This is a genomic window from Streptomyces sp. MMG1121 (assembly GCF_001280015.1).
In the GTDB taxonomy this organism is placed as follows: Bacteria; Actinomycetota; Actinomycetes; order Streptomycetales; family Streptomycetaceae; genus Streptomyces.
Genome location: NZ_LGDV01000001.1, coordinates 213,622 through 232,592 on the forward strand (window position 1 = coordinate 213,622; position 18,971 = coordinate 232,592).

An 18,971-nucleotide genomic window follows, 5' to 3' on the forward strand; every position below is an offset into this window, starting at 1 on the left:
GTTGGGCACGAGTCGGGCGCCCAATAGCTCGGGTTGTGGGGGTTTGTATTGCGGGTGCGGGCGCGTGGGTCCTCTTATCGCCCACGCGGCGGAGCCTCATGCCGAGCACAGCCCCGCGCCCCTCGGGCTGACTGCCCCGCTGAAGTTCTAACGTTGCTCCGTGGCCTACTTCGACGCTGCCTCAAGCGCTCCTCTGCATCCTGTCGCCCGTCAGGCCCTGTTGGCCTCCTTGGACGACGGGTGGGCCGATCCCGCTCGGCTCTACCGGGAGGGGCGCAAAGCCCGGATGCTGCTGGACGCGGCCCGGGAGGCGGCTGCCGAGGCCGTGGGCTGCCGGGCCGACGAGGTGGTGTTCGCCTCGTCCGGGACCAGGGCCGTACATACCGGGATCGCGGGGGCGTTGGCCGGGCGGCGACGGGTCGGACGCCACCTGATCGTGTCCGCCGTCGAACATTCGTCGGTGCTCCATTCGGCCGACCTGCACACGTCGGACGGCGGGACGGTCACCCAAGTGGCCGTCGACCGGGCCGGAGCCGTCGCCCCGTCGGCGTACGCGGCCGCCCTGCGACCGGACAGCGCGCTGGCGTGTCTGCAGTCGGCCAACCACGAAGTGGGCACGGTGCAGCCGGTGGCCGAGGTGGCCGAGGTGTGCCGGGCGGCCGGGGTGCCGCTGCTGGTCGACGCGGCGCAGTCGCTCGGGTGGGGGCCGGTCGAGGGCGACTGGTCACTGCTGACGGCCAGTGCGCACAAGTGGGGCGGGCCCTCGGGGGTCGGGCTGCTCGTCGTGCGCAAGGGGGTGCGGTTCGCCGCCCAAGGCCCGGCCGGCGAGCGGGAGTCGGGGCGGGTGCCCGGCTTCGAGAACATCCCGGCGATCGTGGCGGCCGTGGCCTGCCTGCGCGCGGTGCGGGCCGAGGCGGCCCGGGAGACGGTACGGCTGCGGGAGCTGACGGCGCGGATCCGGACCCGGGTGCCGGAGCGGGTGCCGGACGTGGAGGTGGTGGGCGACCCGGAGCGCCGGCTGCCCGGGATCGTCACCTTCTCCTGTCTCTATGTCGACGGGGAGACCCTGCTGCACGAACTGGACCGCGAGGGCTTCTCGGTGTCCTCCGGTTCGTCCTGTACGAGCAGCACGCTGACGCCCAGCCATGTGCTGAAGGCGATGGGCGTACTGAGCGAGGGCAACGTCCGGGTGTCCCTGCCGCCGGGGACGGCCGAGGCAGACGTGGCACGCTTCCTCGAGGTGCTGCCGGGCGCCGTGGCGGGCATCAGGCAGAAGCTGGGCGCACCGGTGCCCGAGACGGCCGTACGGACCGAGGAAGTCGACGAGATCGTCGTCGACTCCCTCGGCAAACGCTGCCCGATCCCGGTCATCGAACTGGCCCGGGTGTTCGGGGACGTACCGGTGGGCGGCACGGTGCGCGTCCTCTCCGACGACGAGGCCGCCCGGCTGGACATCCCGGCGTGGTGCGAGATGCGGGGCCAGGAGTACGTGGGGGAGGAGCCGGCGGAGAGGGGGACGGCGTATGTGGTGAGAAGGCTGAGCTGATCGCACCGCACCCGACGACGGCGGACCGGGGCGGACGCGTGGAGCCTCGGCCTCAGCCCAGGTGCGCCTGAACCTCCTCGGCGGCCGACTGCCCGTACGCCTTGGTGAACCGCTCCATGAAGTGCCCCCGCTGCAACTGGTACTCCTGCGTGCCGACCGTCTCGATGACCAGCGTCGCGAGCATGCACCCGACCTGTGCCGCACGCTCCAGCGAGACCCCCCAGGCCAGTCCCGACAGGAACCCCGCGCGGAAGGCGTCGCCGACGCCCGTGGGGTCGGCCTTGCGCTCCTCCTCGGCGCAGCCGACCTCGATCGGGTCCTCGCCGGCGCGCTCGATGCGGACACCGCGCGAGCCGAGCGTGGTGACGCGGTGGCCGACCCTGCTCAGGATCTCCTCGTCGTTCCAGCCGGTCTTGGTCTGGATGAGGCCCTTCTCGTACTCGTTGGAGAACAGGTACGTCGCCCCCTCCATCAGCACCCGGATCTCGTCGCCCTCCATGCGGGCGATCTGCTGGGAGAAGTCGGCGGCGAAGGGGATCGCGCGGGAGCGGCACTCCTCCGTGTGACGGAGCATGCCCTCCGGGTCGTCGGCGCCGATGAGGACCAGGTCGAGTCCGCCCACGCGGTCGGCGACGGTCTTCAGCTCGATGAGGCGGGCCTCGCTCATCGCGCCGGTGTAGAAGGAGCCGATCTGGTTGTGGTCGGCGTCGGTGGTGCACACGAAGCGGGCGGTGTGCAGGGTCTCGGAGATCCGGACCGAGTCGGTGTCCACGCCGTGCCGGTCGAGCCAGGCGCGGTACTCGTCGAAGTCGAAGCCGGCGGCGCCGACCAGGATCGGCTTCGTGCCGAGCTGGCCCATGCCGAAGGCGATGTTGGCGGCGACGCCGCCGCGGCGCACGTCGAGGTTGTCGACCAGGAAGGAGAGCGAAACCGTGTGCAGCTGGTCCGCGACGAACTGGTCGGCGAAACGGCCGGGGAAGGTCATGAGGTGGTCAGTGGCGATGGAGCCGGTGACTGCGATGCGCACGACGGGAAATCTCCTGCGGGAGGCTGGGTTGACAGTTCACGCTACCCGCTCGGGCGACACCGCTGTAGCTGGCAAAACTACCCGATAGTAGATCTTTCTTCGCACGCCCGACCGTGCTTACGGTGCCGTCATGACGAACCTCAAGGTCCACTCCCCCGCCCCGGCCGACCCGGAGGGCGACCTCGCCTCCCTGCGCGTCGACTGCGCCCGGATGGCCCCGCACTGGGCGGTTCCCGCGCACGCCGAGTCGCGGCCGGTGCCGCCGTCCCTCATCCACGGGGTGCGGGTGCCGGCGCGCTCCGCACGGCTGCTGGACGCGATGTCCGACTACGGCGACTGACGCGCCGGGCGCATTTCGCAGGGAACCGCACGCCCCCCTCCCGCGTCCCATCGCCGTCCCCCACGCGGGGGAGGCGGGATACGACCAGCGAGGAGCGATGCGGTGAACACCGAGCGACCCGAGGACCGCGGGCACCCCGAGGGCTCCGAACGTGCCGGGCACGCCGAGAGCGTCGAGGGAGCCGAGAGCCTCGGGGGTCAGAGGAGTCACGGGAGTCCGGGGAGTCGCGAGGACGGCACCGGCGGCGAGCGGGGCGGGTGGCGTCGGTCCCGGTTCGCCGTCGTCTCCGTGGCCGCCGCCGTGCTGCTGGTCGGCGGCGGCGGCGCCTATCTCGCGGCGAGCAGCGGCGCGGGCGGCCGTACGGACGGATCCGGGGCGGCCGGCGGGAGCGGCTCCACTCCCCCGCCGCTCGCGCTGGACGCCGGTGAGCCGGCCCCGTACGGCGCGACGTACGTGGCTCACGGCGATCTTCCGGGCGGCCCCGGCTCCGCGCCGGTGTACGCGCCGAAGGGCGGGGTCGGCAAGGACGCGGTGACGCGGCTGGCCCGGGCGCTCGGCGTCGACGGGACGCCGGTGGCCGAGGGCGGGCTCTGGCGGGTCGGCGGCAAGGACGGGACCGGACCGAGCCTCCAGGTGAACCGGGACGCGCCGGGGATCTGGACCTTCAGCCGGTACGCGCCGGGCACCGACAACTGCAAGAAGGGCGCCCTGTGCACGCACGACCCGATGGGCCCGACGGGCACCCCGGTGAGCGTGTCCAGGGCGACCGGGGCCGCGGCGCCGGTGCTGAAGGCGGCCGGGCTGGACGACGCGAAGATCGACGCGAGCCAGGTGATGGGCGTCCAGCGAGTGGTCAACGCCGAGCCGGTGGTCGGCGGGCTGCCGACGTACGGCTGGGCCACCGGTCTGACCGTGGACGCGCGGGGCGAGGTGGTCGGCGGGCACGGGCTGCTGGGTTCGCCGGTGAAGGGCGATACGTACCCCGTGCTGAGCGCGGCGAGGACGCTCAAGCTGATGAACGCGGCGCCGAAGAGCGACCACCGCATGGGCATCGGCGGCTGTACCAGTCCGGTGCCGGCGAAGAACCGGCTGGAGCAGCTGTGCGGTGCGCCGGTCTCGGTGCCCAGGGCTGCCGCGGACACGGGCTCCGGCACCGACACGGTCACCGTCGGCAAGGCGGTGTTCGGGCTGGCCGCGCACTCCGTCGCCGGACGGCAGACGCTGGTGCCGTCCTGGCTGTTCGAGGTGCGGGGGGATGCGGCGGGCGGCGCGTACACGGTGACGTATCCCGCGGTCGATCCCGCGTATCTGGGGTCGGCCGCCGCTCCCTCCGCCGGGCCGACCTCGGCGCCGAAGCCGCACTCCGTGAAGGTCAACGGCTACACGGCCGACGGCCGGGAGCTGACCGTGAGCTTCTTCGGCGGGGTGTGCGCCGACTACTCGGCATCGGCGAAGGAGAACGGCGACCGGGTGACCGTCACCGTCACCGAGCGGCCCTGGCCGGACAAGGTGTGCGTACTGATCGCCAAGGAGTACGTGAAGACCGTGCGGCTGGCCGCGCCGCTGGACGGGCGGGCGGTGGTCGGTGCGGACGGCAGCCGGATCCCGCAGGCGAAGCCGGGTGCGCTGCGGCCGGACGCGACGGCACGGACGCGGTAGAGCGGCGACCGGGCACCGAAAAGGCGGCGGCCCCCGTGACGGGGGCCGCCGCCTTGCTCAGCCGGTCGGGCCGTGGCCGTCGGCTCAGCTGAAGGAGTCGCCGCAGGCGCAGGAGCCCGTCGCGTTCGGGTTGTCGATCGTGAAGCCCTGCTTCTCGATGGTGTCGACGAAGTCGATGGAGGCGCCGCCCAGGTACGGAGCGCTCATGCGGTCGGTGACCACCTTGACACCGTCGAAGTCCTTGACGACGTCACCGTCGAGGGAACGCTCGTCGAAGAAGAGCTGGTAGCGCAGGCCGGAGCAGCCGCCGGGCTGAACGGCGACGCGCAGAGCCAGGTCGTCGCGGCCTTCCTGGTCGAGCAGCGCCTTGACCTTCGCCGCGGCGGCGTCGGACAGGATGATGCCGTCGGTGGTGGTGCTGGTCTCGTCCGATACGGACATCTACATCTCTCCCGGGTTGTACGGAGACTGCTTGCCGACGAGTGCAACCGGCGGGTCCGCTGATTCATTCCGGGCCGGGCGCTTGTCTTTCGGTTCCTTCTTCATGCTCGCACACGGGCCGGGGAGCGGAAAACGGGTCATCGGGATTCACGTCACATCGACGTTATGGCCATCGTCAAACTGACGTGAACCAGTTATGATAGATAGCGTCAGTTAGACGAAAAGTAGAAAGGGTGCGTGTCGTGACCACCGCCCAGACCCCGGAGCTCGACGTACAGCCGACTCCGCTCGCCCTGCTGCTGCTCGGCCGTGAGGCCGACCCGAAGAGCGAGCGGGGCGTCGAGTGTCCCGGCGACCTTCCTTCGCCGTCCGACACCACCCTGGTCGAGCGCGCCCGCGCCGCCAAGGAGAAGCTCGGCGAGAAGGTCTTCGTGCTCGGCCACCACTACCAGCGCGACGAGGTCATCCAGTTCGCCGACGTCACGGGTGACTCCTTCAAGCTGGCCCGGGACGCGGCCGCGCGCCCGGAGGCCGAGTACATCGTCTTCTGCGGTGTGCACTTCATGGCCGAGTCGGCGGACATCCTCACCTCCGACGACCAGAAGGTCGTCCTGCCCGACCTCGCCGCCGGCTGCTCCATGGCCGACATGGCGACGGCCGAGCAGGTCGCGGAGTGCTGGGACGTGCTGACCGACGCGGGCGTCGCCGAGCAGGTGGTGCCCGTCTCGTACATGAACTCCTCCGCCGACATCAAGGCGTTCACCGGCAAGCACGGGGGCACGATCTGCACCTCGTCCAACGCCAAGCGCGCCCTCGACTGGGCCTTCGAGCAGGGCGAGAAGGTGCTGTTCCTGCCCGACCAGCACCTCGGCCGCAACACCGCCGTCCGCGACATGGGCATGTCCCTGGACGACTGCGTGCTCTACAACCCGCACAAGCCGAACGGCGGCCTGACCGCGGACGAGCTCCGCGCCGCGAAGATGATCCTGTGGCGCGGGCACTGCTCGGTCCACGGCCGCTTCAGCCTGGACTCGGTCAACGACGTCCGCGAGCGCATCCCGGGTGTGAACGTCCTGGTCCACCCGGAGTGCAGGCACGAGGTCGTGGCGGCGGCGGACTACGTCGGCTCGACCGAGTACATCATCAAGGCCCTGGAGGCCGCGCCGGCCGGCTCCAAGTGGGCCATCGGCACGGAGCTGAACCTGGTCCGCCGCCTGGCGAACCGTTTCGCCCCCGAGGGCAAGGAGATCGTCTTCCTCGACAAGACGGTCTGCTTCTGCTCGACCATGAACCGCATCGACCTGCCCCACCTGGTCTGGACCCTGGAGTCCCTGGCCGAGGGCACCCTGGTCAACCGGATCGAGGTCGACAAGGAGACGGAGGCGTTCGCCAAGCTGGCGCTGGAGCGGATGCTCGCGCTGCCGTAGGGCTCCCCTCGACAGGGCCGAGGCCCGGCCCCCAGGCAGGGGGCCGGGCCTCAGTGGTGTCCGGACACCGGGGGGGTGCTCAGACGCCGGCCGGTTCCAGCACCTCGGTCTCCCGGACCTCCTCCTTCTTCTTCGCCGCCCGCTTCCGCGCCCGCCGCTCCTTGCGGAGCTCCAGCATCGCGTAGAGCGTCGGGACGAGCAGGAGCGTCAGCAGGGTGGACGTGATCAGGCCGCCGATGACGACCACCGCGAGGGGCTGGGCGATGAAGCCGCCCTCGCCCGTGACGCCCAGGGCCATCGGCAGGAGGGCGAAGATGGTCGCCAGAGCCGTCATCAGGATCGGGCGGAGGCGGTGGCGGCCGCCCTCGATCACGGCCTCGACGACGCCGTAGCCCTGTCGGCGGTACTGGTTGATCAGGTCGATCAGCACGATCGCGTTGGTCACCACGATGCCGATCAGCATCAGCATCCCGATCATCGCCGGAACGCCCATCGGGGTGCCGGTGGCGACCAGCAGGCCGATCGCGCCGGTCGCCGCGAACGGGATGGAGACCAGCAGGATCAGGGGCTGGGCCAGCGAGCGGAATGTCGCGACCAGGAGCATGAAGACGATCGCGATCGCCGCCAGCATGGCCAGGCCCAGGTTCTTGAACGCGTCGCTCTGGTCGGAGCTGACGCCGCCGATCTCGGCCGTGGCACCCGCCGGGAGCTTCAGCGCCTTGATCTTCGACTGGAGCTTGGTGCTGATCGCGCCCGTGTTGTCACCGGTCGGCTTGGCCGTGATCGTCGCGGCGCGCTGGCCGTCGATCCGGGTCAGCGACACCGGGCCGTCCACCACCTTCACCGTGGCGATGTCACCCAGCTTCACCGGGCCGAGGCGCAGCGCCTTCAGCTGGGCCAGCGTGGTGGCGGGCTTGGCCGACCGCACGACGACATCGCGCTCGGTGTCGTCGAGGACCGCCCTCGCCGCCGTCGTACCGCGCACGGCCTGGGCGACCGCCGCACCGAGCTTCTGGTCGTCGAAGCCTGCCGCCGCCGCCTTCGCGTTGGCCGTGACCGAGATCCGCGGCACGCTCGTCGCGAGGTCACTGGTGACGTCCGTGACGTGGTCGAGGCCGGCGACCGTGGAACGCACCTGCTCCGAGGCCGTGCGCAGGGTCTGCGGGTCGGAGGCCTTCACCACGACGCTCAGGTCCTGGTCGCCGAAGCCGTCACCGGCCGACACGGTGGTCGTCCCGATGCCCTTGAGCTTCTTCAGCCCGTCCTCGAGGTGCTTTTGGACATCGTCGTACGACTTCGAGTCCTTCAGCATGACCTGGTAGGAGGCCTGGTTGGTGTCCGTACCGCCGCCGAAGGCCGCCATGAAGCCGGAGGAGCCGACCGTGACCTGGTAGTCCTTGACGCCCTTGGTCGAGGCGATCAGCCGCTCGACCCGCTTGGCCTGCGCGTCGGTGGCCCCGAGGCTGGTGCCGGGCTTCAGCTCCTGCTTGACGGTGAGGACTTCCTGGTCGCCCTGGTCGAAGAAGTTGGTCTTCAGCAGGCCGCCCATGCCGAACGTGACGACGAGGACGACGATCGCGATGAGCACGCTGGTGAGGCGGCGGCGCGTGGCGAAGCGCAGAACGGGGACGTAGGCGCGCTGGAGACGGCTGTCCGCCTCCTTCGCCTCGGCCCGGCGGCGGGCTTCCTCCGCGTCCTCGGGGGTGCCCTTCGGCGCGCGCAGGAACCAGTACGACAGGACCGGGACGACCGTCAGCGACACCAGCAGGGAGGCCAGCAGAGCCGCCGTCACCGTGATGCTGAACGAGCCGAACAGGGCGCCCACCATGCCGCCGACCAGGCCGATCGGCAGGAACACGGCGACCGTGGTGAGGGTGGAGGAGGTGACCGCGCCGGCCACCTCGCGCACCGCGGCGAGGATCGCCTCCTTGCGCTCCTCGCCGTAGCCGAGGTGCCGCTTGATGTTCTCCAGCACCACGATCGAGTCGTCGACGACACGGCCGATGGCGATCGTCAGCGCGCCGAGCGTGAGCATGTTCAGGGACAGGCCGCGCGTCCACAGCACGATCAGGGCGAGGACGACGGACAGCGGGATGGACACCGCCGTCACCAGCGTCGAGCGGATCGACGCGAGGAAGACCAGGATGACGAGGACCGCGAAGAGCAGACCGAGCGCGCCCTCGGTGGTCAGGCCCTTGATGGACTTGGAGACGGCCGGGCCCTGGTCGCTGACGACCGTGAGCCTGGCGCCCGCGCCGAGCTGTTCGCGCAGGCCGGGCAGCTTGTCCTTGACCGCGTTCGAGATGGTGACCGCGCTGCCGTCGTGGTCCATCGTCACGTTGACGGCGAGGCTCGGCCTGCCGTCGGTGCGGGTGATGGAGTCGGCCGGGGCCGGCTGCTGCCCGACGGTGGCCACGTCACCGAGGCGTACGGGCTTGCCGCCGCTCTCGCCGGTGACCATCAGGTCCTGGATCTGCCGCAGCGAGGTGAAACCGCCGCCGACCTGGACGGTGCGGTTGGCGCCGTCCTCGTCGAAGGAGCCCGCCGGGACGGTCGCGCCGCCCGCCTGCAGGGCCTGGCCGAGCGCGGCGGGGGTGAGACCCGCCCGGGCGAGCTTCGCCTCGTCCGGGGTGACCGTGACCTGGAGGTCGCGCACGCCCATGACCTGGACCCGGCCGACGCCGGAGATGTCCTTCAGGGTCGGTACGACGGTCTTGTCCAGCTGGTCGGCGAGGGCCTGCTGGTCCTTGTCGGAGGTCGCGGCGAGCACCACGGTCGGCATGTCGTCCGTGGAACCCGAGATGACCTGCGGGTCGACGTCGGTCGGGAGCTGGTTGCGGGCCCGGTTGACGGCCTGCTGCACGTCGGAGACGAGCTGCTTGGTGTCGTTGCCGTAGTCGAAGGACGCCATGATCACGGCGTTGCCCTCACTGGCGGTCGAGGTGACCGCCTTGACGCCGTCGACGCCCTGGAGGTTGTTCTCGATCGGCTCGACGACCTGCTTCTCGACCACGTCGGGCGAGGCTCCCTGGTACGGCGCGACGACCGAGACCATGGGCAGGTTGATGGTGGGCAGCAGCTGCTGCTTGATCTGGGGTATCGCGATCAGCCCGAAGACGAGCGCGATGAGCGACACCAGGCCTGTCAGGGCCCGTTGGCGCAGGCTGAATCTCGACAGCCAGGACATGGATGAGGGTCTCGTTTCTGTGAGCGGCAGACCCTCTCACCCTGACCCATCACCGAGGGCCGAACCGTAGGCCCAGGGTCCATTTCCTTATCCCGCGCCTACTCCGCCCGCAGTACGCCGGGGTGGAGACCGGAGTACGCCCCGGGTGGGCCCCGGGTGGAGGTCAGTCCGTCCGCGGCCGGACCAGCCCCGACTCGTACGCGATCACCACGAGCTGGGCCCGGTCGCGGGCGCCCAGCTTGGCCATGGCCCGGTTGACGTGCGTCTTCACCGTGAGCGGGCTGACCTCCAGCCGCTCGGCGATCTCGTCGTTGGAGTGGCCGCCGGCGACCTGGATCAGCACCTCCCGCTCCCGGCCGGTGAGCGCGCCGAGGCGCTCGGAGCGGGCGGGGTCGCGGCCGTCGTCGTCTCCCTGGGCGAGGAAGCGGGCGATCAGCCCTTTGGTGGCGACGGGGGACAGCAGGGCCTCACCGCCGGCGGCGACCCGGATGGCGTTCAGCAGCTCCTCCGGCTCGCTGCCCTTGCCGAGGAAGCCGGAGGCGCCCGCGCGCAGGGCCTGGACGACGTAGTCGTCGACCTCGAAGGTGGTCAGGATGACCACGTGGACCTGCGCGAGCGACGGATCGACGCTGATCATCCGGGTGGCGGCGAGCCCGTCCGTCCCCGGCATCCGGATGTCCATGAGGACGACGTCGGGGCCCTGCTCCTTCGCCAGCCGTACCGCTTCGGCCCCGTCGGAGGCCTCCCCGACCACCTCCATGTCGGGCTCGGAGTCGACCAGCACCCGGAACGCGCTGCGCAGCAGTGCCTGGTCGTCGGCGAGCAGGACACGGATCGTCATGCGGTCTCCCCCGGTGCCGTCGTACGGGTCTTGAGGGGCAGGATCGCATGGACGCGGAAGCCGCCGCCGTAGCGGGGGCCGGCGGTGAGGGTGCCGCCGAGGGCGGTGACCCGCTCGCGCATGCCGAGCAGCCCGTGCCCGCCGCCCGCGCCGGGTTCCTCCGGTGCGCCGGGGCCGTCGTCCAGGACGGTGACCTCGATGTCCGGTCCCACGCGTACGACGCTGACCTCGGCCTTGGCGCCGGGCCCCGCGTGCTTCTGCACATTGGTCAGCGCCTCCTGGACGATCCGGTAGGCGGCCAGGTCGACGGCGGCGGGCAGATCGGAGTCCTGGCCGGCGCGGGCCACGTCCACCGGGAGCCCGGCGCTGCGGAAGGTTCCCGCGAGGTCCTCCAGCCGGCTGAGCCCGGGCGCGGGCTCGGTGGGTGCCTCCGGGTCACCGGACTGACGCAGCAGGCCCACGGTGGCGCGCAGCTCGTCGAGCGCGGAACGGCTGGCCTCACGCACGTGCGCCAGGGCCTCCTTGGCCTGGTCGGGCCGCTTGTCCATGACGTGCGCGGCCACGCCTGCCTGCACGTTCACCAGGGCGATGTGATGGGCGACGACGTCGTGCAGATCGCGGGCGATGCGCAGCCGCTCCTCGGCGACCCGGCGGAGGGCCTCCTCCTCGCGGGTGCGTTCGGCCCGCTCGGCCCGCTCCCGGATGGCCTGCACGAACGCGCGCCGGCTGCGTACGGCGTCCCCGGCGGTGGCACCGATACCGGCCCAGGCGAGCACGGCGAGGTTCTCCTGCGCGTACCAGGGCAGGGGGCCGCCGAGCATGGCGGCGGCCGTCAGCACGGTCATCGTGAGCAGGCCGATCCGCAGGGTGGTGGTGCGGTCGGTGGTCGCGGCGACGGTGTACAGGGCGACGACGGCGGACATCGCGACCGGGGCGCGAGGGTCGCCGGTGAAGGACTCGACCACGGAGAGGGTGCCGGTGACGGCGAGGACCGTCTTGACCGCGCGGCGGCGGAAGACGAGCGCGGCCGCGGAGAGGAGCATCAGGAGGAGGCTGAGGGCGGCCGGCGTGCGGATGCCCCAGGTGACGCCGTTGTTCCCGCGGGGGGTCACGAAGGATCCCGCGATCATGCACATCAGCACGCCTGCGGCGATGGCCGCGTCCAGGGCCCACGGATGGGCCTTGAGACTGCAGCGGGCGCGGTCGAGAGTGCTCACGGGTTGAACAGTACGGGGGCCGGAGCCCCCGGGGGCGCGGGTCGTATCGCTGTGCGGCTCCGCCGGGTGCCGGGCAATTGGGCACTCCGTCAACTCACGGACCGTCAACTGTCAGACCCCGTTGGCCGGGCGTGCCCACTGTTCTCGCCAAACCTCCCGGAGAGAAAGGCACCCCGTGCGCTCTCGTTCGCTTTGGACCGCCGCCGCCCTCGCCCTGGTGTCGGCCACCGGCCTGACCACCTCCGCACACGCGGTGACGTACGGCACGCCGACGGTCAAGCTGTCCACCGCCTACCTCTCCGGCGCGGTCGGCAGCACCGCAGACCCGGTCGTCGATGTCACCGTCGCGCAGAGCGGCGCCGACGCCTCCGCGCTCGGCGTGGCCGCCAGCAAGACGAGCGAGTCCGGCGTGGCGGGCACCGGCGACGTGCAGGTCACCGGCACCGGGGGCATCCGCACCGTCGCCGTGACCGCGCACGCGCAGGGCTACGCCGACCTCACGCTGAAGGTGACCGGGCTGGGCGGCGAGACGGCCACGACCACCCTGCACTACGCGGCCTCCCGGGTGCAGCTGATCACCGACGACGGCGCCGCCGACCTCTACGGCGACGGCACCGAGGCGAAGGACCTCAGCCACCCGGAGTGGCAGAAGTCCCGCACCACCTGGTTCACCCTGAACTGACCCGGAGCCTTCACCCCGGGCCGGCCCCCAGCGGGGTCAGCCCGGGATCAGCCCGTCGTCGCTGAGCATGTCCCGGACCTCCTCCAGCGAGGCGTCCGGCGTCGGAAGGATCAGATCCGAGGGTTCCAGGGCGTCGTCCGGCAGCGCGCTGCCGAGCCGGCGGACGGCGTCGAGGAGGGCGCCGAACGTGCGGCGGAAGGCCGCCTCGTCACCGCTCTCCAGCTCCGCCAGCAGCTCGTCGTCCAGCTTGTTCAGCTCGGTGAGGTGGGCGTCGTCCAGCCTCACCTGGCCCTCCCCCATGATCCGTACGATCACGTCGGCCTCCTCGGCTCGGGTCCCGGCGCCGGACTACTGCTTGTCGAAGCGCGGGGTGTCCTGCGGCTGCTGCTGGGTCTGCCCCTGGCCGGTGCCGCCCTCGATGGCCTGCTGCGGGGAGCCTCCGGCCAGCTCGGCCTTCATGCGCTGCAGCTCCAGCTCCACATCCGTACCACCGGAGAGACGGTCCAGCTCGGCGGCGATGTCGTCCTTGGCCATGCCGGTCGGGTCGTCCAGGGCACCGGAGGCGAGCAGCTCGTCGATGGCGCCCGCGCGGGCCTGGAGCTGCTGCGTCTTGTCCTCCGCGCGCTGGATCGCCAGGCCGACGTCGCCCATCTCCTCGGAGATGCCGGAGAACGCCTCGCCGATACGGGTCTGGGCCTGGGCGGCGGTGTAGGTGGCCTTGATGGTCTCCTTCTTCGTCCGGAAGGCGTCCACCTTGGCCTGCAGGCGCTGGGCCGCGAGGGTGAGCTTCTCCTCCTCGCCCTGGAGGGTCGCGTGCTGGGTCTCGAGGTCGGTGACCTGCTGCTGGAGGGCGGCGCGCCGGGACAGCGCCTCGCGGGCCAGGTCCTCGCGGCCGAGCGCGAGCGCCTTGCGACCCTGGTCCTCCAGCTTGGTCGACTGCTGCTGCAACTGGTTGAGCTGGAGTTCCAGCCGCTTGCGGCTCGTCGCCACGTCGGCGACACCGCGGCGCACCTTCTGCAGCAGCTCCAGCTGCTTCTGGTACGAGTAATCAAGGGTCTCGCGCGGGTCCTCGGCCCGGTCAAGGGCCTTGTTCGCCTTCGCGCGGAAGATCATCCCCATACGCTTCATGACACCGCTCATGGGCTTCGCGCGCCCCCTTCTGACGGACTCCACAGCTCACAGATCCTGCGACAGGACCCACAGTACGGGCCCTGACTCCATTACCGCACTGTTCGGGGAGTGATGCGCTCATCCCCAAGGACGACTGCGGACGGTATCGCTCCGGCGTGAGGAGTAGGCGGCCCTCCGGGAAGGCCCCTGGGGGGCCTGCCGGTGACCTCCGGTGATCGCCGGGGTGAAGCGTCTGCAACGTCCCCTCTGTCCCCCTACAGACGTCCGGTGTTGCCGGATCGTTCCCCGCCGGGCTGGGGTCCATGCCGGTGCAGCGCTTACCCTTGGGTTTTGTGTTCCGTAGCCGTGCCAAGGAAGAGAAGGCCCCCGCCGACAAGGCGCAGGTGACCGACTCCAAGCAGACCCGTGACCCGCAGGCCAAGAAGGGCAGGCCCACGCCCAAGCGCAGTGAGGCCCAGTCCCAGCGCCGCAGCGTCGCCAACACCCCGACGAACCGCAAGGACGCCGCCAAGCGCCAGCGCGAGGAGCGGCGCCAGGCGATGGACCGCCAGCGCCAGGCCCTGGCCAGCGGCGACGAGCGGTATCTCCCGGCCCGGGACAAGGGCCCGGTGCGCCGCTTCGCCCGGGACTGGGTGGACTCGCGGTACAACGTGGCGGAGTTCTTCCTGCCGATGGCCGTGGTGATCCTCGTGCTGAGCATCGTGCGGGTGGGGGCGATCCAGAGCATCGCGCTGCTGCTGTGGCTGGTCGTGATCGTGCTGATCGTGGTGGACGCGGTCTTCAGCGGCTTCCGCCTGAGGAAGCGGCTCCAGGAGCGCTTCCCGGACCAGAACACCCGTGGCGCGGTCGCCTACGCCCTGATGCGTTCCCTCCAGATGCGCCGGCTCCGGCTGCCGAAGCCGCAGGTCAAGCGCGGAGAGCGACCCTGAGCACAGACGCCTTCAGCGGGGACGCGGCCGACGCCTGGCTACGGAAGCTGGGCGGGCTGCGCGATGTCGTACGGCAGGAGCTGGTCGCCCGGCAGCTGGACGAGCAGATAGCCGGGCGGTTCCCGGTCGGGCAGCGGCTGCGGGTGCTCGACGTGGGGATGGGCCAGGGCACGCAGGCACTGCGGCTGGCCCGGCTCGGCCACCAGGTGACCGGTGTCGAGCAGGACACGACGATGATCGCCGCCGCGCGCGAGGCGCTGGCCGCGCAGCCGGAGGGCATCCGCGCACGGGTCCGGCTGGTGCAGGGCGACGGCCGGGACACCGGTGTGCACTTCCTGCCGGGCAGCTTCGACGTGGTGCTGTGCCACGGCGTGCTCATGTACGCCGAGGAGCCCGACGCGCTGCTGGCGGGGCTGGCCCGGATGCTCGCCCCCGGCGGGCTGCTGTCCCTCCTCGTGCGCAACGGCGACGCGCTCGCCCTGCGCCCGGGACTGTCCGGGGACTGGGCGGGCGCCCTGGCCGCGTTCGACACCCTCACCTACCGCAACCGTCTCGGCCTGGACGTGCGGGCCGACCGGCTGGCGTCCCTCACCGCGACGCTCGCCGGCATCGCCGCCCCGCTGCACGCCTGGTACGGCGTGCGGGTCTTCACGGACACGGCCGCGGACGACGCGCCGATCCCGGACGACCTGGGGACGCTGCTGGCGGCCGAGGAACGGGCCGGGCGCACGGACCCCTACCGTCGGGTGGCGGCACTGCTGCACCTGTGCGGCGTACGGGGCTGAGCCCGTTCGGGGGAACACCACGGGCCGGGTGATCAGCGCCCGATGAGACTCGGGGTATGGACACTTCCCGTACCCGTGCCCTCGGCAGGGCCGTGCCCGCCGCCGCGCTGGTGTGCTGCGCGGTCCTCGTCGCCGGCTGCTCCCCCACCGCCGTCCCGTCCGCACGGAACAGCACGACGACGCCGCCGGCGGCCGTGCCGATGGCCACGACCGAACTGCAGAACCAGTACCAGAGGGTCATCAAGGAGGTCCTGCCGTCGGTCGTGCAGATCCAGGCGAGCCAGGAGCTGGGCTCCGGGGTCGTGTACGACGACCAGGCGCACATCGTCACCAACGCGCACGTGGTGGGGACGGGGAAGTCCTTCAAGGTGACCACGGCCAACAACGAGCAGCCGCTCACCGCGAGCCTGGTGTACTCCTACCCCGACCAGGACCTGGCCGTGATCAAGCTGGACAAGGTGCCGTCCGGGCTGAAGCCGGCGGTGCTCGGCGACGCCGAGAAGGTGGAGGTCGGCCAGATCGTGCTGGCCATGGGCTCACCGCTCGGACTGTCGTCCAGCGTGACGGAGGGCATCGTCTCGGCGACCGGAAGGACCGTCAGCGAGAACCCCGAGCACGGCGGTACGAGCGCGACGATCGCGAACATGGTGCAGACCTCGGCCGCCATCAACCCCGGCAACAGCGGCGGCGCCCTGGTCAACCTGAACGGGCAGGTCATCGGCATCCCGACGCTCGCCGCCGCCGACCCCCAACTCGGGGGCAGTGCGGCGCCCGGCATCGGGTTCGCCATCCCGGCGTCGATGGTGAAGACGATCGCCGACCAGATCATCAAGAAAGGCAAGGTCACCGACTCGGGGCGGGCCGCGCTCGGCATCACCGGGCGGACGGTTCTGGACGACAACTACCAGCCGGCCGGGGTGGCGGTGGTCAGCGTCAAGAAGGGCGGCGCGGCGGACCGGGCGGGACTGCGGGGCGGCGACATCATCACCAAGCTGGGCGACGAGCCCATCAGCACCATCACCTCGCTGTCGGTGGCGCTGGCGACGGACAAGCCGGGGCAGAAGACGTCGGTGACGTACCAGCGGGGCGGCGCCGAGAAGAAGGCGGAGGTGACGCTGGGCGCGCAGTGAGGCAGCGGGAGGGGTACGACCCCGGGGCCGTACCCCTCGGGGCTCAGTCCTCCGCGGCGGCGCGCAGGCTCATCGGACCGGCGTAGATCTCGGTGCCCTCCTCGAACAGCCGCACCTGGTCGGTGCCGCCCTCCAGCAGGGCCCGCCAGTTCTCGCCGATCCAGGACTCGGCGTCCCCCTGCGTGGTGAACTCCTCGGGTTGCACGGCGGGCTGGACCTCCGTCCCGTCGGCCTTCTCGAACCGCCACATCCATGCCGTCATGTGGGCCTCCTTTAGATCCAACACGTGCTGGCAGACTAGCCGGAAGCGCGAGACCTGATCAGACGGGCGAAAATCGATTCCGTGGAAGTGACTCTGCTCGGTACCGGCGCCCCGGCCGGACTGCCCCGGCCCGACTGCCCCTGCGCCGTCTGTGCGACCGCGCTCGGGCCCGGGGCGCGGGCGGCGACCGCCGTGCTCGTGGACGGGACGCTGCTGCTCGATCTGACACCGGGCGTGGCCTTCGCGGCGGCGCGGGCCGGGCATTCGCTGGCCGGGGTGCGGCAGGTGCTGCTGTCGCACCCGCACGACGGGCCTGCGGTGGAGGTGCCGGCCGGGCTGCCGCAGCCCGGGAGGGTGCCGGACGGGCGGGAGTTGGCGCTGCTGACGGGGCATCGGGTGCGGGCGGTGGCGATGGACGCGGGCGGCACCGGGTACGCGGTGACCGGGCCGGACGGCCAGCGGCTGTTGTATCTGCCGCCGGGCGGGGCCCCGGCCGGCCTCGACGAGGCGACGGCGGAGTCGTACCACCTGGTCCTCGCTGACGTGGTGGGCCGCCCGGACGCGCTGGCGCGGCTGCGGGCGGTGGGTTCGGCCGGCCCGACGACGGACGTGGTCGCCGTCCATCTCGACCACGACGTGCCGCCCGGCGCGGAGTTGCGGCGACGGCTGGCGGCGGCCGGGGCGCGGGCGGTGCCGGACGGTACGACGCTGGCGGTCGGGGCGTACGAGGACGTGCCGGACGTGCCGCGCCGGACGCTGGTGCTGGGCGGCGCCCGCTCGGGCAAGTCCGTGGAGGCCGAGCGGCGTCTGGAGTCCTTCCCCGACGTGCTGTACGTGGCGACCGGCGGGACGCGGGGCGGGGACTGCGAGTGGGCGCAGCGGGTGGCGGCGCACCGGGAGCGGCGGCCGGGGTCATGGCGTACGACGGAGACGACGGACCTGGTGCCGCTGCTGGAGGAGGACGGGCCGCCGCTGCTGATCGACTGTCTGTCGCTGTGGCTGACGGACGTCATGGACGTCGTGGGGGCGTGGGACGACGCGGAGTGGGCGGGCGGCGGCGAGAAGTCCCTGCGCGAGCGGGTGCGCGAGCTGACGTCGGCCGTGCGCCGCACTCGGCGGACGGTGGTGGCGGTGTCGAACGAGGTGGGCTCGGGCATCGTGCCGGCGACCGCGTCCGGGCGGCGGTACCGGGACGAACTCGGCCGCCTGAACGCGGCGTTCGCGGCCGAGTGCGAGCAGGTGCTGCTGGTGGTGGCGGGGCAGGCGTCGGTGCTGCGGGGCTGAGGTCAGTCCCGGCGGGCGACGATGCGGTAGGCGTTGGAGAAACCGGTGCGGCGCAGTACGGGGGCCAGGGTGTGCTCCAGGACCGAGGCCAGCCCGGCGAGGGGGGCCGCCGCTGTGCGGAGTACCGCGTTCCGCAGGGACAGGGACAGGGCCGCCGACAGGTCGTAGGGGATGTGCGGGGTGCGGCGGTCCGTGGTGAGGATCGTGCAGCCCTGGCTCTCCAGCTCCGCGCACACGTTGGCCAGGGGCAGCAGGTGCAGATGGCGGGGCCGGCCGTACGGCAGCCACCGGCGGCCCAGCAGCCAGGCGAACGCGCTGCGCGGATCCGCGAGTTCGAGGAGCAGATGGCCGCCGGGCCGCAGCACGGTCAGGGCCGCGCGGAGTTCGGCGCGCGGGTCGGGTGTGTGCTCCAGATGGCGGAACATGCTGACCACGTCGTAGCGCGCGTGCAGGCGGGGCAGGATCCAGGGGTTCGTGAGGTCGCCGATGTGCGCTTCCTCGATGCGGCCCGCCTGGCGGGCCTGTTCGACCGAGGGGGTCGCGTCCAGGCCGTCGAAGGACGTGTAGGGGAACATCTCCTTCGCCGTCTCCGGGAAGCGGGCGTGGCCCGTGCCCACGTCCAGCCAGCTCTCCGGCTCGGGCAGCGCCGGCACCGCGCCGGCCGCCGCCCGGTGCCGGCGGCGCAGCGCCCGCGCGGAGAGGATCCGCTCGGCGAAGTCCTCCAGGTGGCCCGGGTAGAAGTCCCGGTGGTGGAAGGCGAGGCCCGCCACCGTGAGCCGGGGGTTCTGGAAGGCGTGCTTGCAGTCGCGGCACTGGTCCACGACGCATGTGCCCGGATCGCGCCACCCCGGCGCGGTGGCCCGCGCCCGGGTGCGCAGGCGATCGCCGCCGCACCAGGGGCAGTTCTCGCGGCGCGGCTCGTGGTACGGGGCGGCGTGGGGTGTGGTCCGGGGCGAGGTCGGCATGGGCGGCTCCCTGTGCGACATTCCACTGCAAAGCGGAACGTATGGGATACCGATCTTGGGTGCAATGACATCAAGGGGGTGTGGTGGCGATGTGGCGCGGAAGCACGCGTTCGCTGGC

At 71.9% G+C, this 18,971-nt stretch carries 19 protein-coding genes; 9 read left to right on the forward strand and 10 right to left on the reverse strand.

The features are described 5' to 3' along the window. Positions 1-160 precede the first annotated feature (160 nt). A complete protein-coding gene (locus ADK64_RS00965) occupies positions 161-1,546 on the forward strand; it encodes a cysteine desulfurase/sulfurtransferase TusA family protein (protein WP_078992422.1) in 1,386 nt (461 codons plus the stop codon). A gap of 52 nt (positions 1,547-1,598) precedes the next feature. On the opposite strand, the gene ADK64_RS00970 is transcribed toward ADK64_RS00965, so the two are convergent. Beyond that, positions 1,599-2,573 carry a carbohydrate kinase family protein gene (locus ADK64_RS00970; RefSeq protein WP_053653905.1) on the reverse strand — a complete coding sequence of 325 codons (975 nt, stop codon included), beginning with the start codon at positions 2,571-2,573 and terminating at the stop codon, positions 1,599-1,601. A 130-nt stretch (positions 2,574-2,703) separates the two neighbouring features. Here ADK64_RS00970 and ADK64_RS00975 point away from each other — a divergent pair, with 130 nt between their 5' ends. Next, positions 2,704-2,913, forward strand: a complete 210-nt coding sequence (locus ADK64_RS00975) for a hypothetical protein (protein ID WP_053653907.1) — start codon at positions 2,704-2,706, stop codon at positions 2,911-2,913. Between the two features lie 102 nt (positions 2,914-3,015). Beyond that, a complete protein-coding gene (locus tag ADK64_RS00980; RefSeq protein ID WP_078992423.1) occupies positions 3,016-4,572 on the forward strand; it encodes a hypothetical protein in 1,557 nt (518 codons plus the stop codon). A gap of 84 nt (positions 4,573-4,656) precedes the next feature. Here the strand turns inward: ADK64_RS00980 and ADK64_RS00985 are convergent, their stop codons facing one another. Then, positions 4,657-5,013 (reverse strand): HesB/IscA family protein, encoded by a 357-nt coding sequence (locus ADK64_RS00985; RefSeq protein WP_053653909.1) that lies wholly within the window; start codon positions 5,011-5,013, stop codon positions 4,657-4,659. A gap of 242 nt (positions 5,014-5,255) precedes the next feature. On the opposite strand from ADK64_RS00985, the gene nadA reads away from it, so the two are divergent. Continuing rightward, a complete protein-coding gene (gene nadA, locus ADK64_RS00990) occupies positions 5,256-6,440 on the forward strand; it encodes a quinolinate synthase NadA (RefSeq protein ID WP_053653911.1) in 1,185 nt (394 codons plus the stop codon). Positions 6,441-6,519: 79 nt separating this feature from the next. Here the strand turns inward: nadA and ADK64_RS00995 are convergent, their stop codons facing one another. The 3 genes from ADK64_RS00995 to ADK64_RS01005 all read right to left on the reverse strand — a co-directional run bounded on the left by ADK64_RS00995 (position 6,520) and on the right by ADK64_RS01005 (position 11,685). After that, positions 6,520-9,627, reverse strand: coding sequence for an efflux RND transporter permease subunit (locus ADK64_RS00995; RefSeq protein ID WP_053653913.1), 3,108 nt, complete (start codon positions 9,625-9,627; stop codon positions 6,520-6,522). Between the two features lie 163 nt (positions 9,628-9,790). Then, positions 9,791-10,468, reverse strand: a complete 678-nt coding sequence (locus tag ADK64_RS01000; protein WP_053653915.1) for a response regulator — start codon at positions 10,466-10,468, stop codon at positions 9,791-9,793. After that, positions 10,465-11,685 carry a sensor histidine kinase gene (locus ADK64_RS01005; RefSeq protein WP_053653917.1) on the reverse strand — a complete coding sequence of 407 codons (1,221 nt, stop codon included), beginning with the start codon at positions 11,683-11,685 and terminating at the stop codon, positions 10,465-10,467. Before ADK64_RS01005 ends, ADK64_RS01000 begins: the two co-directional genes overlap by 4 nt. Positions 11,686-11,860: 175 nt before the next feature. Between ADK64_RS01005 and ADK64_RS01010 the strand changes: the two genes are divergently transcribed. After that, a complete protein-coding gene (locus ADK64_RS01010; RefSeq protein WP_053653919.1) occupies positions 11,861-12,367 on the forward strand; it encodes a hypothetical protein in 507 nt (168 codons plus the stop codon). Between the two features lie 36 nt (positions 12,368-12,403). Here the strand turns inward: ADK64_RS01010 and pspAA are convergent, their stop codons facing one another. Both pspAA and ADK64_RS01020 read right to left on the reverse strand, forming a co-directional pair. Next, positions 12,404-12,682, reverse strand: coding sequence for a PspA-associated protein PspAA (gene pspAA / locus ADK64_RS01015; protein ID WP_053653921.1), 279 nt, complete (start codon positions 12,680-12,682; stop codon positions 12,404-12,406). Between the two features lie 33 nt (positions 12,683-12,715). Next, a complete protein-coding gene (locus ADK64_RS01020) occupies positions 12,716-13,507 on the reverse strand; it encodes a PspA/IM30 family protein (protein ID WP_078992424.1) in 792 nt (263 codons plus the stop codon). Positions 13,508-13,830: 323 nt separating this feature from the next. On the opposite strand from ADK64_RS01020, the gene ADK64_RS01025 reads away from it, so the two are divergent. After that, positions 13,831-14,427, forward strand: coding sequence for a DUF3043 domain-containing protein (locus ADK64_RS01025; RefSeq protein ID WP_053653922.1), 597 nt, complete (start codon positions 13,831-13,833; stop codon positions 14,425-14,427). 38 nt (positions 14,428-14,465) lie between these two features. On the opposite strand, the gene ADK64_RS46910 is transcribed toward ADK64_RS01025, so the two are convergent. Next, positions 14,466-14,630, reverse strand: a complete 165-nt coding sequence (locus ADK64_RS46910; protein WP_234384433.1) for a hypothetical protein — start codon at positions 14,628-14,630, stop codon at positions 14,466-14,468. Between ADK64_RS46910 and ADK64_RS01030 the strand changes: the two genes are divergently transcribed. Continuing rightward, positions 14,565-15,212, forward strand: coding sequence for a class I SAM-dependent methyltransferase (locus ADK64_RS01030; protein WP_234384431.1), 648 nt, complete (start codon positions 14,565-14,567; stop codon positions 15,210-15,212). The two genes, ADK64_RS46910 and ADK64_RS01030, sit on opposite strands and share 66 nt — an antisense overlap. A gap of 56 nt (positions 15,213-15,268) precedes the next feature. Then, positions 15,269-16,342, forward strand: coding sequence for a S1C family serine protease (locus tag ADK64_RS01035; RefSeq protein ID WP_053653924.1), 1,074 nt, complete (start codon positions 15,269-15,271; stop codon positions 16,340-16,342). A 43-nt stretch (positions 16,343-16,385) separates the two neighbouring features. Here the strand turns inward: ADK64_RS01035 and ADK64_RS01040 are convergent, their stop codons facing one another. Beyond that, a complete protein-coding gene (locus ADK64_RS01040) occupies positions 16,386-16,604 on the reverse strand; it encodes a hypothetical protein (RefSeq protein WP_053653927.1) in 219 nt (72 codons plus the stop codon). An 81-nt stretch (positions 16,605-16,685) separates the two neighbouring features. Between ADK64_RS01040 and ADK64_RS01045 the strand changes: the two genes are divergently transcribed. Further along, positions 16,686-17,888, forward strand: a complete 1,203-nt coding sequence (locus tag ADK64_RS01045) for a bifunctional adenosylcobinamide kinase/adenosylcobinamide-phosphate guanylyltransferase (protein ID WP_053653929.1) — start codon at positions 16,686-16,688, stop codon at positions 17,886-17,888. A 2-nt stretch (positions 17,889-17,890) separates the two neighbouring features. Here the strand turns inward: ADK64_RS01045 and ADK64_RS01050 are convergent, their stop codons facing one another. Further along, positions 17,891-18,853, reverse strand: a complete 963-nt coding sequence (locus ADK64_RS01050; RefSeq protein WP_053653931.1) for a class I SAM-dependent methyltransferase — start codon at positions 18,851-18,853, stop codon at positions 17,891-17,893. Positions 18,854-18,971 lie beyond the last annotated feature (118 nt).